Raw genomic sequence first — 12,774 nt, forward strand, 5'->3', positions numbered from 1 at the left:
TTTTCTGCGTGATGTCTTCTTCTCCCCCGCTCATCGTCGCTGATCGGTACCGGCTTGTCGCGCCGCTCGGTCAGGGCGGGATGGGTCGCGTCTGGCGGGCGACCGATGTCGTCCTGCACCGCGAGGTGGCGATCAAGGAACTGGTCCCCCCGCCCGGACTGACGCCCGCCGAGCGGCAGGAGATGCGCGAGCGTTCCCTGCGCGAGGCCCGGGCCATCGCCCGCCTCAACAACATCAACGTGGTCCGCGTCTTCGACGTGCTGCGTACGGACGCCGACCCGTGGATCGTCATGGAGTACGTGCCGTCCCGCTCGCTGCAGGACGTCATCGCCGAGGACGGCCCGTTCAGCGTGGTCCGCACCGCCGAGATCGGGCTCGGGGTGCTGAACGCGCTGAAGGCCGCACACCGGGCCGGCGTCGTGCACCGCGACGTCAAACCGGGCAACGTGCTGATGGGTGGCGACGGCCGCGTGGTGCTGACCGATTTCGGTCTGGCCACCGTCCCCGGCGACCCGAACGTGACGCGTACCGGTCTGGTGCTCGGGTCACCGGCGTACATCGCTCCGGAGCGTGCCCGTGACGGCACGGCCGGTCCGGCCGCCGACCTGTGGTCGCTGGGCGCCACCCTGTACGCCGCGGTCGAGGGGCAGTCGCCGTTCGCCCGTCCGTCGGCGATCGCCACGCTCGCCGCCCTGGCGACCGAGAACGTGCCGCAGTCGAAGAACGCCGGACCGCTCAAGGCCGTACTCAATGGGCTTCTGCGCAAGGATCCGGCGCACCGGATCGACGCCGAGGAGGCGGAGCGCCTGCTGGCGCGGGCCTCCGGGCGCCGGTCGAAGCTGAGTTTCCCGATGAGCCCGACCATGCGCCGTCCGGGTGTCGGCCGGGAGCGCCCGTCGCTGCCGAGCGGCCCGGGTGGCCCGCCGGTGCTGCCGGGCAGCGGGTTCGTCGCCGCCACCGGGTCCGCGCCGGTGGTCCCCACGCCGCGTCCGCCGGTGGCCCGTCCGGCCGAGCCGAACCGTTCGCAGAGCGGTGGCGGCCTGGGCAACAGCGGTCAGGGCAACCCGCCGCCGGCCGGCCGCCCGGTCTTCACCCCGGGCAAGGCCACGGTGGGTAAGGCCACGCCGCCCGCGCCTGCGGCGCGTCCGGGCCAGAAGCCGCTGGACGCGACGAAGGTTGATGGGCCCGCGGTCATCGACGAGCCGGCAACCCCTTCCGGTACGCGTGGTCCGGCGAACCTTTCCGGTACCCGGTCCGCGCCGCCGGCCGCCCGTCCGGGGCCCGGCGCCGTGTCCGGCCGGGCGACGCCGATCGAGCCGAAGGCCGCTGCGGTGAACACCGCGCGGGTCGGTTTCACCGCCGCCGACGTGGCCGCCAACCGCCGTAAGCAGGCCGCCCCGGAGCACGAGCAGTCCCTCGCCGCGGCGACCGGCGCCTACCCGGTGGTGGCGAAGCCGGGGCCGTCCGACGCGAAGGACGCCGAGAAGGCCGAGGCCACGCCGGTGGAGGCTGCCCCGGTGGAGGCTGCGCCGGCCGCGGTCGTGGAACCGGCCGCCGAGCCGGTGGCCGCGGTCGTGGAGACGTCGGCCGAGGCTCCCGCAGCGGAGGCCGCCGCCGAGACCGAGAACGAGACCAGGTCCGAGACGTCGGCGAGCGCGGCCGCGGAGCCCGCCGTGCCGACGGACCGTGCCGAGCAGGCGACGGACACCGCCGCTCCGGCTCTGGAAAGCGCCGCCCCGGCAACGGGCAGTGCCATGGCGTCCACTGACGTTGCGGCGACGGACGAGCCGGCGGCCGAGAAGCCCGATCCGGTGGATGAGGTCGCGGAGTCCGAGCCGGCCCCGGCCGTCGTCGAGCCCGAGCCGGCTCTGGCCGCAGCGGAGAAGGCGGCGCAGGAGAAGGCTGCTGCGGAGAAGGCGGCCGCAGAGAAGGCTGCTGCGGAGCGGGCGGCCGCGGAGAGGGCTGCTGCGGAGAAGGCGGCGCAGGAAAAGGCTGCTGCGGAGAAAGCTGCCGCCGAGAAGGCCGCGCAGGAGAAGGCGGCGCGGGAGAAGGCGGCGGAGCCCGAGCCGGTCAAGGCTCCGGAGCGCCCCGCCACCGCGCTCGTCCCGGGCCGCCGTCCGGCCCCCGGGCCGGTGGACCAGGACAAGACCTCGGTCGTCGACTTCGCCCGGATCACTCCGCAGTCCCCGCCCGCCGAGGTGGACGGCGCGACGCGGGTGGTCGCCCCGATGTCACCGGCGGCCGAGGCCGACGGTGCGACCCGGGTGGTTCCCCCGCTGCCGCCGCGCGGCGGGTTCGCCCCGTCCAGCCGGCCGGCGTGGACCCCGATGCCGGTGCGCCCGGAGATCCGCCGGGTCGAGGGCGTCACCGTCTTCGGCACCACGCTGACCCGCCGGCAAGCCATCATCGGTACGGCCATCGTGCTGGTCTTCCTGCTGCTGGTCGGCATCATCCTGGTGCAGGCGTTCGGCAAGGACGACAGCAAGGCTGGTGGCGACAAGGCGGCCGTGGTGGCCACCGACAAGGCCGCGGCCGGTCAGCCCAGCAAGGGCAAGCCGTCGGCGGCCCCGTCCAGCACGCCGTCGGCAAAACCGTCGGCGTCGGCCGCGGCGGGTGTCCCGGCGGGCTGGAAGACGAAGAGCATGAACGGCTACTCCCTCGCCCTGCCCGCCGGCGCCTCGGTGGGTAAGAACGGCGAGGGGGACGAGTTCAAGTGGGACGGCCGGCTGATGCTGATCTTCAAGTTCGACGGCCCCCTGGACGACCCGGTGAAGGCGTTCCAGGACTCCGGCAAGCCGAGCGGCTACTCGAAGATCAGCCTCGCCCCGACCACGTATCAGGGCCGTCCGGCCGCGGACTGGGAGTACCTCTACAACGCCAATGGCGGGAGCCGCACGCACGTACTGAAGCGCGGTTTCTCGGTCGGGGGCTCGACCTACAACATCTGCTGGTACATCCAGCCGGACGAGTGGGACGCGATGCGCAAAGACCTCGACTCGGTCTTCGCCGGGTTCGAAGCGGGCTGAACCCCGCACGGAAATGTGAACTTCATGCGTGATTCCTCGTCGACGCGGGTAGTTGACGAGGATCACGGATGGAGGAGCCCCATGAGCTGCCGACGACACGGCAAGAAGCCCACCCTGGCGCTGTGGATGCTGGTCGCGCTGGCGGACATCGCGATCATCGCGGCTGCCGCGGGACCGGTCATGGTGCTGCTGGTGACAGCCGGGTTGGCGGCCGCTGGTGGCTTTTACATCGTACGAAATCTGGGAAATCGGACCGCAAGCCCGGCGAAAGCCGTGGCCCGCCGCCGCGCCTGACAAGCTCGGCGGATCGCCGGTCCGACACATGGCACAGCGCGATCGGCTACAGTCCCCGGCGTGTTGTCGATCGACGGTGTGAGCGACCTCTGGGACCAGCTGCTCGGTGCCCAGCCGGATCCGCCCGGGATGCTGGTGGCGCTCACGGCGATCGCCGGTTTCCTCGCGGTGGCCTTCCGGCCGGTCTGGCGGGTGGCCCGCAACGCGGTGACCATCGCGCACGAGGGCGGGCACGCGCTGTTCGCGCTGCTGACCGGGCGCCGGCTGCGCGGCATCAAACTCGAGTTCGACACGTCCGGGCTGACCCTGTCGTCCGGCCGGCCCACCGGTCTCGGCATGATCCTGACCCTGCTCGGCGGCTACATCGCGCCGTCGCTGGTCGGTGTGCTCGGGGCGTGGCTGCTCGGCGGGAACCGGATCACGCTGCTGCTCTGGCTGGCCGTGGTCCTGCTGCTGCTCATGCTGATCAACATCCGGAACCTGTTCGGCGTGATCTCGCTGCTGGTCACCGGGGCGATCGTGTTCGGGGTGTCCTGGTACGCGACGCCGGAGGTGCAGTCGGCGTTCGCGTACGCGGGGGTGTGGTTCCTGCTGTTCGGCGGGGTGCGGCCGGTGTTCGAGCTGCAGAGCCTGCGGAGCCGGGGCAGGATGCGGGACTCGGACCCGGATCAGCTGGCGCGGATCACGCACGTGCCGGCGATCTTCTGGGTGGGTGTGTTCTTCGTGGTGAACGTGGTGGCGGTGCTGGTGGGGGCGTTTTTGCTGGCCGGGCAGTGGCTGCCGGCGGGCGTGTAGAAAGATCGTCCAGCGCGAAACCTGGCCCACCACTCCCAGGGGGAGCCCCCGCAGACAGTGTGCCGGGACCCGGCGCCCCGCCGCAGGCGCCCTGTGGACAACCTGCGGCTGTGCACAACCCCCACACCCCGCTACAGCGGAATGTTCCCGTGCTTCTTCGGCGGCAACGTCTCCCGCTTGGTCCGCAGCATCCGCAGCGCCCGCGTCACCTGCCCCCTCGTTTCCGACGGCCGGATAACCGCGTCCACATACCCCCGCTCCGCCGCGATGTACGGGTTCGCCAGCGTGTCCTCATATTCACGAATGAGTTCCCCCCGCCGAGCCACCTGATCCTCCGCCGCGGCCAGCTCCCCGCGATACAGGATGTTCACGGCCCCCTGCGCCCCCATCACGGCGATCTGTGCCGTGGGCCAGGCGAAGTTCATGTCCGCCCCGATGTGCTTCGACCCCATCACGTCGTACGCCCCGCCGTACGCCTTCCGGGTGATCACGGTGACCTTGGGGACGGTCGCCTCGGCGTACGCGTAGATCAGCTTCGCCCCGCGCCGGATGATCCCGTCCCATTCCTGGCCGGTTCCGGGCAGGAACCCGGGTACGTCGACGAACGTCAGTACCGGAATGTTGAACGCGTCACAGGTACGTACGAATCGGGCGGCTTTTTCACTGGCCGCGATGTCCAGCGTCCCGGCGAAGTGCATCGGCTGGTTGGCCACCACGCCGACCGGCCGGCCCTCGACCCGGCCGAACCCGACCACGATGTTCTGCGCGTAGAGCGGCTGCACCTCGAGGAACTCGTCGACGACCGTCTCCACGACCGTCTTGATGTCGTACGGCTGGTTCGCCGAGTCGGGGATCAGCCGATCGAGTGCGAGGTCGGCTTCGCCCGGTGCGAGGTCCTCCGATGAGCCGATCACGGAGGGCTCGTCCAGGTTGTTGCTGGGCAGGTACGACAGCAGCGCCCGGACGTAGTCGATCGCGTCCTCCTCGTCGGAGGCCAGGTAGTGCGCGTTGCCGCTGCGGGTGTTGTGGGTGCGTGCCCCGCCGAGCTCCTCCATCGCGACCTCTTCACCGGTGACCGTCTTGATCACGTCGGGGCCGGTGATGAACATGTGTGAGGTCTTGTCGACCATCACGGTGAAGTCGGTGATCGCCGGGGAGTAGACCGCGCCGCCCGCGCACGGGCCCATGATCAGGGAGATCTGCGGGATGACGCCGCTGGCCCGGACGTTGCGGAAGAAGATGTCGGCGTACAGGCCGAGCGCGACGACACCCTCCTGGATGCGCGCGCCGCCGGAGTCGTTGATGCCGACGATCGGGCAGCCGATCTTCATGGCCAGGTCCAGGACTTTGACGATCTTCTCGCCGAAGACCTCGCCGAGCGAGCCGCCGAAGATCGTGAAGTCCTGGGAGAACACGCAGATCTGGCGGCCGTCGACGGTGCCGTATCCGGTGATCACCCCGTCGCCGTACGGGCGGTTCTTCTCCAGCCCGAACGCGGTCGACCGGTGCCGGGCCAGCTCGTCCAGCTCGACGAACGAGTCCTTGTCGAGCAGCAGCTCGATCCGTTCCCGGGCGGTCTTCTTGCCCCGCGCGTGCTGCTTCTCGACGGCTCGCGCGGAACCCGCGTGAACCGCCTCTTCCGAACGGTTCGCGTGGTCGGCGAGCTTGCCGGCGGTGGTGTGGATGTCGGGCTGCGTTGTCACGGGGTTCTCCACGCTTCGAGGCGGCAGTGCACTCCTCGATGATCGTAGTTGAGGTGAACGCTCGTGCAGGGGGCGTCGCAAGGCGTCCGTTTCATACCGCTTGTCCCATTCGTTACGCCTCACGTGACGAACTGGATGACCGCGGCCGGGCTCGCCTTCATCGCGGGCGGCCTCGCCACATTGATCAGTTTCCGGGCCGTGCTGTTCGGCGCCGGTGACGACGGAGCGGACGACGCCGGTGCGCGCCGCCCGCGCCGGGAGACGACACCTCGGAGCCGCCCGCAGCCCGAGCCCGAGCTCTTCGACACCGGCTCGGTCGCCGGGGCCGCCCCGCCGGCCCGGGCCCCGGCCGGCGAACGTTCCATGGACGGCATGGAGTCCTGGAACGGCGAGCCGTCCTTCGACGGCACGGAGTCCTGGAGCGGCGAGGCGTCCTTCGACGGCACGGAGTCCTGGAGCGGCGAGGCGTCCTTCGACGGCACGGAGTCCTGGAGCGGCGAGGTCGGCGAGTCCTCCCGGTTCATCGACACCAGCGCCTGGCGGGCGGGCCCACCGGAGGATCCCGCGACGGACGATTCCGGCACCCTTCCTGCTGACACCGATTTTTCGTACGACGTCCCGTGCGCCGAGGAGCTCCCGTACGCGGGCCGGCTCTCGTACGACGGGGACCTGCCGTACGCCGGGGAGCCCCGGTACGCCGACCCGGTCCCGCCGCCGCGGCAACCGATGACCGACCGCTCGGACCGGATCAACGGCTGGGTCCGCCCCCACTATCCGGACCTGGACGACCGTCCACCGGCCGGTGACTACTGGACACCGGTGCCGGACGACCTCTACGCCGACCCGGAGCCGTCGGCCCGCGGCTACGGCTGGCCGGTCCGGGTGGAGCGACTCCCGGCCGCCCCGGCCTACGAGCCGTCGACCGGTTTTGATCTGACCCCGGTGCAGGCCGCCGAGCCGACCACGCTGGTGCCGACCTGGCCGCCGCCCGGCCCGGATCGCCAGGTCCGGCCGGCCCGCGCGTGGGGGGCCCGCGACGAGGGCCGCACCGTGCTGCCCCGGTCGGGGGAACCGGGCTCCGTCCGTACCGGAAGAAACAATGACGAATCGTCCTGGACCGATCCGGCGCGGCGCAGCCGCCGGGACGCCGACCCGGCCCGCGACCGGGAACGCGGACCCCGGCCCCGGCCGCGCCCCCGCCCGGTCGCCGCCGCCGAACCCGACGCCGCCTACCGCAGCCGCCACTCCCGCTGACCCGTCCCGCCGGTCCCGGCCCGCCGCCCGTCCCGGCAAGACCGTGCCCACGCACCGCCCGCGGTTCGGTCACGGTTCGTCGGCTGGTCCTCAGGGGTGTGTCACGGGCCCGGACGCACCCCTGAGGACCAGCCCGGCCGCGGCCGGGGCATAGGCTCGCGGGATGGCCGCTTCCGGGTATACCGATCTGGACCGTCCGCCGCTCTCCGAGCGCGCGCTGACCCGCGCCCTGGTCCAGCCCGGCGCGCTCTGGTCGCGGATCGACGTGCGCACCGAGACCGGCTCCACGAACGCGGATGTCGGCGACGCGGCGCGCAGCGGTGTGCCGGAGGGCCTGGTCATCGTCGCCGAGCGGCAGGTCAGCGGCCGGGGCCGACGGGATCGGCAGTGGCACAGCCCGGCTCGGGCCGGGCTGACCCTGAGCGTTCTGCTGCGACCCGGCGCCGCCGATCCGGGCCGCGACTGGGCGCCGACCGGACCGGGCTCGGTCAGCTGGCTGCCGCTGCTGGCCGGGGTGGCGCTGGCCGAGGCGGTGACCCGGGTTGCCGGGGTGGAGGCCGCGCTGAAGTGGCCGAACGACCTGCTGGTCGCGGAGCGCAAGTGCGCCGGGATCCTGGCCGAGATGTCCGGTGACGCGGTCGTCGTCGGGATCGGACTGAACGTGAGCACCCGGGCCGAGGAGCTGCCGGAGACCACCGGGGTGCCGGCCACCTCGCTGCGGCTGGCCGGCGCGGAGAGCCTGGACCGCGATCCGTTGCTGCGCGCGCTGCTGCGCGGCCTGGAGCGGTGGTACACCGGCTGGCGCGAGTCCGGCGGCGACGCCGAGATGTGCGGGCTGCTCGGCGAGTACCAGCGGCGATGCGCCACGATCGGCCGCGGCGTCCGGGTGCTGCTGCCCGGCGGCGGCGAGCTGATCGGCGAGGCGACCACGGTGGACCGGGACGGCCGATTGGTGGTCCGTACGGGGGATGATCAGGAACATCGCGTCTCGGCGGGAGACGTGCTGCACGTACGCTGATCGGGTGGCGTTCCCGGCGGAAGTTCTCTCGGAGCAGGAGGAGGTCGTCCTCCACCTGCGTCCGCACGGCAAGTCGGTGGTCGGCCCGGTCCTGGTGCTGGTCCTGACGATCGCCGCCCTGGTCATGGCATGGGTGCTGCTGCCGGACAACGAGGGCGGCCGGATCGGTCTCGGCCTGGTCGCCGCGATCACGCTCTACCACGGCGCGCGCTACGCGGTGCATCCGCTGGCCCAGTGGCGGTGCACCCACTACGTGCTGACCAGCGACCGGATCCTGCTGCAGCACGGCATCCTCACCAGGGAACGCCGCGACCTGCCGCTGAACCGGGTCAACGACCACGCGCTGAGCCAGTCGCTGCTGGACCGGATGTTCGGCACCGGCACCCTGGTGATCGACTCGATCGGGGAGCAGAGCGCCCGGCTGACCGGGGTGCCGCACGCCCAGCAGGTGCAGACCACCCTGTACGAGCTGATCGAGCTGAGCCCGGACGACGACGAGGACGACGAGGACGGCCCGGACGTGGAGGAGGCGCCGGAACCGCGTCGCGGTCTCTTCCGGCGCCCCGTCGGCTGAACGGACTCAGCTCTTCAGGCGGGTGTCCAGCTCGGCCGCGCTGCCCGGCACGTCGATCGCGCTGAGCTCGGCGAAGCCGGCCGTCGCGTCCATATCGGTGATCGCGCCCTCGTGGCCGTCGACCGGCGGCTTGAGGAAGACGAACGTCCGGTACGCCCAGAAGCGGAACACCGTGGCGATGCCGATGCCGATCAGGGTGACGCCGAGGAACGCCACCTCGTCGTTCTTCTCGGTGAGGCCGAAGCCGTACTTGCCGATCGCCACCATGCCGGACTGGATGACCATGCCGACCAGGTTGAACCCGAAGAACAGTGTGTACTCGCGGCGCAGCGCGGTCCGGGTGTGGTGGCGGTAGGTCCAGTAACGGTTCGCCAGGTACGCCAGGGTGGTCGTGATGACCGTCGCGATGACGCTCGCCTTGACCGCGCCGATCGGCAGCAGACCGTAGGTGATCGCCATGTAGAGAAGCGTGTTGCCGGCTCCGATGATGCCGAAGGCGATGGCTTCCGGAGCGAGACGGCGCAGGCGGTCCGTCAGCGAAGCGGCTGAGGGCATTGGGCAACCTTACGGGGATGGGCGTGGGAACGCCGAATCACTGAGGCCCGGGTGACGGCGAAGTCACACTTCCGGTCCGGGGCACCTCGGCCGGGACGACGGTGGCCCGGAACACGAATTTTCGATATGACCAGAAGCGAAATATGGTACCGGCCGCGGTGCCGACGAGTTGCCCCGCGATGTTGTCGGCGAGCGGGCTCTGCAGCGCCGGCCAGATCTGGCCGAGGCCGTAGTGACTGATCGCGAGACAGGCCAGCGCGATGCCCAGGCCGATCGCGTTCAGCACGAAGAACGTCGTGTACTGCCGGGCCAGGTGGGTGTGCTCGCCGTGCCGCCAGGTCCAGAACCGGTTGCCGGCGAACGCCAGGGTGGTCGCCACGATCGTCGAGCAGGTCTTGGCGGTCAGGGTCTCGCTGCCCGCGTTCAGCAGCAGGTTGAAGATGAGCAGGTCGACGGCGAACGCGACGCCGCCGACCGCACCGAACTTGCCCGCCTCCCGGGCCAGCGCCCGCAGCCGGGTGCGTAGTCCGGTCGGCCGCGCTGAGGTCGGGGGCACGCGACCCAAGGTACCGTCGCCCCGCTCGCCCCGCCCGTCCCGTTGCACAACCTCAACCGGCGGTGCCGGCATGGTCACGCTGCCGGTACGGAGAGTGCCGGAACCCGTCGATCTCCCGGATCTCGTCGAGCCGCCCGCGGCACTCCGCGCACCGTCCAAGATGGGTACGCATCCGGTGCGTGTCGCGCGCGGCGAGCCGGCCGCGCACCTGCGGGCCCAGCCGGTCACCGGCCCACCGGCACTCCGGGTGCTCCGCCGCGGTGACGTGCTGTTGCAGGTAGAGGCTGCGCAGTCCCTCCCGGGCGCGGTGGGCGAGGACGGCCACCGCGTTCGGGGTCAGGCCCATCTGCGGCGCGAGCTCGGCCGGGGTGCTGCCCTCCACCTCGGTCTGCCAGAGCACGTCGCGCCAGCGGGCCGGCAGCTGGCGGAAGGCGGCCGCCGCGAAGCTGCGCTCGAGCCGTTCCAGCGCCGGGTCGGTGTACGGCTCGCCGGCGTCGTAGCGGCTCAGGTCGTCGGTGAACTCCAGCCGCCGGTCGGAGCGGGCGCGCTGGTAACAGACGTGCCGCATGGTGGTGTGCAGGTAGGCGCGGAACGCGACGAGGGGCCCGCGGCCGGCCCGGAGCGAGGCGAACAGCTTGGCGAAGGTCTCGGCGACCAGATCGTCGGCGTCGGCGGGGTCGCGCGCCAGGCCGAACGCGAACGATCGCGCCGCCGCATGGTGGCGCTCGTAGAGCGTCCCGTATGCGGCGGTGTCGCCGGCCCGGACGGCGGCGAGTAGATCCGTGTCCGAGTCCACGTCGTTGCCCGGGGTCGTCATTCCGCCTCCTGTGGCAGGAACTGCGAGGAAAGCCCGATTAGGTGAAAGCTTAAGGCTTAAGTCCCTTTTGTGAAAGTTGTCGAGAGTGGCGGTGTGGCTGGCGAGATTGCTCGCTCGTGCACCAATCGGCGAAGAATCGCTCGTCATTGCGCACCGCAGCCAAAGAATGTGCGGTTGTCCACAGGTTCAACCGATGAACTGCATGGGGATGGGGCCTAATCTGATGTGACTCCCATGACAACAGCCGGATTTCCCCGGCCGATCTGTCATTGGTCAGTGCCGACCGAAGGAGCTTCACTTTGTCTCACCCCCACACCTCGCACCCCCGCTTGCTGGCGTGGATCGACGAGGTCGCCGCCCTGACAACGCCCGACCGGATCGTCTGGTGCGATGGTTCGGACGCCGAGTGGACCCGCCTCACCGATGAGCTCGTCGAGTCCGGCGCTCTGGTCCGGCTCGATGACAAGAAGAAGCCGAACTCGTTCTGGGCGCGTACCGACCCGTCCGACGTGGCGCGGGTCGAGGAACGCACCTTCATCTGCTCGGCCGACGAGGCCGACGCCGGGCCCACCAACAACTGGATGGCGCCGGCCGAGATGAAGGCCCTGATGACGGAGCTGTACCGGGGGTCGATGCGGGGCCGGACGATGTACGTCGTCCCGTTCTGCATGGGACCGCTGGACGCGGAGAACCCGATGTTCGGCGTCGAACTGACCGACAGCCCGTACGTCGTCGCGAGCATGCGCATCATGACCCGGATGGGGGCCGAGGTCCTGACCGCGCTGGGCGACGACGCGGACTTCGTGCCCGCGCTGCACTCGATCGGCGCGCCGCTGGCCGAGGGCGACGACGACGTCGCGTGGCCGTGCAACGAGACCAAGTACATCTCGCACTTCCCGGAGAGCCGGGAGATCTGGTCCTTCGGCTCCGGGTACGGCGGCAACTCGCTGCTCGGCAAGAAGTGCTTCGCGCTGCGGATCGCCAGCGTGGCCGCCCGGGACGAGGGCTGGCTCGCCGAGCACATGCTGATCATGAAGGTGACCTCGCCGGAGGGCACCGTCCGGTACATCGCCGGCGCGTTCCCGTCGGCCTGCGGCAAGACCAACCTGGCCATGCTCGAGCCGACCCTGCCGGGCTGGAAGGTGGAGACCGTCGGCGACGACATCGCCTGGATGCGGTTCGGCGAGGACGGCCGGCTGTGGGCGACCAACCCGGAGTTCGGGCTGTTCGGCGTCGCGCCCGGCACCGACTTCCACACCAACCCGAACGCGATGCGCACGCTCGCCAAGGGCAACTCGGTCTTCACCAACGTGGCGCTGACCGACGACGGCGACATCTGGTGGGAGGGCATGGGCGAGCCGCCCGCGCACCTGACCGACTGGAAGGGCCAGGACTGGACGCCGGAGTCGGAGGCGCCGTCGAGCCACCCGAACAGCCGGTTCTGCACCCCGATCGAGCAGTGCCCGATCCTCGCCGACGAGTACCACGACCCGCGCGGCGTGCCGATCGACGCGATCCTGTTCGGCGGCCGCCGCAAGACCACGATCCCGCTGGTCGCCGAGGCCCGCGACTGGGTGCACGGCGTCTACCTGGGCGCGACCCTGTCGTCCGAGACGACCGCGGCCGCGGTCGGCCAGGTCGGCGTGGTCCGCCGCGACCCGATGGCGATGCTGCCGTTCATCGGCTACCACGCCGGCGACTACTTCCAGCACTGGATCGACATGGCCAAGGGCGCCTCCGGCGACGCGTCCAAGCTGCCCAAGGTCTTCTACGTGAACTGGTTCCGGCGCGCCGAGGACGGCGGCTTCCTCTGGCCCGGCTTCGGCGAGAACAGCCGGGTGCTCAAGTGGGTCGTCGAGCGGCTGGAGGGCAAGGCCGACGCGGTGGAGACCCCGATCGGGCACGTCGCCACCCCGGAGTCGCTCGACCTGACCGGCCTGGACATCTCGCTCGCCGACGTCGAGGCGGTGCTGCGCGTCGACAAGGACGAGTGGCTGGCCGAGATCCCGCAGGTCACCGAGTGGTTCGAGAAGTTCGGCGACAAGCTGCCCGCGGTGCTCTGGGCCGAGCTGGACGCGCTGCGCGCCCGGCTCGCCGACGCCTGACCGATCGCGCTCGCCCCTGCGCCAAGGGGCGAGCGCCCGGTGGCCGATCGGGCGCATCTGGGCGCGGTTGGGCCCGT

General features: G+C 71.2%; 11 protein-coding genes and 1 pseudogene. 8 read left to right on the forward strand and 4 right to left on the reverse strand.

The window, feature by feature from the left end:
• Positions 1–11: 11 nt before the first annotated feature.
• The 4 genes and pseudogenes from Apa02nite_RS52310 to Apa02nite_RS06310 form a co-directional block, all read left to right on the forward strand.
• A pseudogene (locus Apa02nite_RS52310) lies at positions 12–1,289 on the forward strand (serine/threonine-protein kinase); the annotation flags it as partial.
• Positions 1,290–2,642: 1,353 nt separating this feature from the next.
• Positions 2,643–3,026, forward strand: coding sequence for a serine/threonine kinase C-terminal domain-containing protein (locus Apa02nite_RS52585; RefSeq protein WP_507762483.1), 384 nt, complete (start codon positions 2,643–2,645; stop codon positions 3,024–3,026).
• An 81-nt stretch (positions 3,027–3,107) separates the two neighbouring features.
• Complete coding sequence (locus tag Apa02nite_RS06305) at positions 3,108–3,320, forward strand: hypothetical protein (protein WP_067708178.1); 213 nt, start codon at positions 3,108–3,110, stop codon at positions 3,318–3,320.
• A 60-nt stretch (positions 3,321–3,380) separates the two neighbouring features.
• Positions 3,381–4,115, forward strand: coding sequence for a M50 family metallopeptidase (locus tag Apa02nite_RS06310; RefSeq protein ID WP_067708176.1), 735 nt, complete (start codon positions 3,381–3,383; stop codon positions 4,113–4,115).
• A 131-nt stretch (positions 4,116–4,246) separates the two neighbouring features.
• Here Apa02nite_RS06310 and Apa02nite_RS06315 read toward each other — a convergent pair whose 3' ends face one another.
• A complete protein-coding gene (locus tag Apa02nite_RS06315) occupies positions 4,247–5,818 on the reverse strand; it encodes an acyl-CoA carboxylase subunit beta (protein WP_203824223.1) in 1,572 nt (523 codons plus the stop codon).
• A 123-nt stretch (positions 5,819–5,941) separates the two neighbouring features.
• Here Apa02nite_RS06315 and Apa02nite_RS06320 point away from each other — a divergent pair, with 123 nt between their 5' ends.
• The 3 genes from Apa02nite_RS06320 to Apa02nite_RS06330 all read left to right on the forward strand — a co-directional run bounded on the left by Apa02nite_RS06320 (position 5,942) and on the right by Apa02nite_RS06330 (position 8,664).
• Positions 5,942–7,072, forward strand: a complete 1,131-nt coding sequence (locus Apa02nite_RS06320) for a chromosomal replication initiator protein DnaA (protein WP_203824224.1) — start codon at positions 5,942–5,944, stop codon at positions 7,070–7,072.
• 163 nt (positions 7,073–7,235) lie between these two features.
• Complete coding sequence (locus Apa02nite_RS06325) at positions 7,236–8,090, forward strand: biotin--[acetyl-CoA-carboxylase] ligase (RefSeq protein ID WP_203824225.1); 855 nt, start codon at positions 7,236–7,238, stop codon at positions 8,088–8,090.
• Positions 8,091–8,094: 4 nt separating this feature from the next.
• On the forward strand, positions 8,095–8,664 hold the full coding sequence (locus tag Apa02nite_RS06330) for a PH domain-containing protein (protein ID WP_203824226.1): 570 nt from the start codon (positions 8,095–8,097) through the stop codon (positions 8,662–8,664).
• Positions 8,665–8,670: 6 nt separating this feature from the next.
• On the opposite strand, the gene Apa02nite_RS06335 is transcribed toward Apa02nite_RS06330, so the two are convergent.
• The 3 genes from Apa02nite_RS06335 to Apa02nite_RS06345 are packed head-to-tail and all read right to left on the reverse strand — an operon-like array spanning position 8,671 to position 10,592.
• A complete protein-coding gene (locus Apa02nite_RS06335; RefSeq protein ID WP_203824227.1) occupies positions 8,671–9,219 on the reverse strand; it encodes a GtrA family protein in 549 nt (182 codons plus the stop codon).
• Between the two features lie 37 nt (positions 9,220–9,256).
• The gene (locus tag Apa02nite_RS06340) at positions 9,257–9,775 is read right to left on the reverse strand and encodes a GtrA family protein (protein ID WP_239164156.1); all 519 of its coding nucleotides are present in this window, start codon (positions 9,773–9,775) and stop codon (positions 9,257–9,259) included.
• 52 nt (positions 9,776–9,827) lie between these two features.
• Positions 9,828–10,592, reverse strand: coding sequence for a sigma-70 family RNA polymerase sigma factor (locus tag Apa02nite_RS06345; protein WP_203824229.1), 765 nt, complete (start codon positions 10,590–10,592; stop codon positions 9,828–9,830).
• Positions 10,593–10,891: 299 nt separating this feature from the next.
• Here Apa02nite_RS06345 and Apa02nite_RS06350 point away from each other — a divergent pair, with 299 nt between their 5' ends.
• Complete coding sequence (locus Apa02nite_RS06350) at positions 10,892–12,697, forward strand: phosphoenolpyruvate carboxykinase (GTP) (protein WP_203824230.1); 1,806 nt, start codon at positions 10,892–10,894, stop codon at positions 12,695–12,697.
• Positions 12,698–12,774 lie beyond the last annotated feature (77 nt).

The sequence above is a fragment of the Actinoplanes palleronii genome, from assembly GCF_016862315.1.
Taxonomy (GTDB): Bacteria; Actinomycetota; Actinomycetes; order Mycobacteriales; family Micromonosporaceae; genus Actinoplanes; species Actinoplanes palleronii.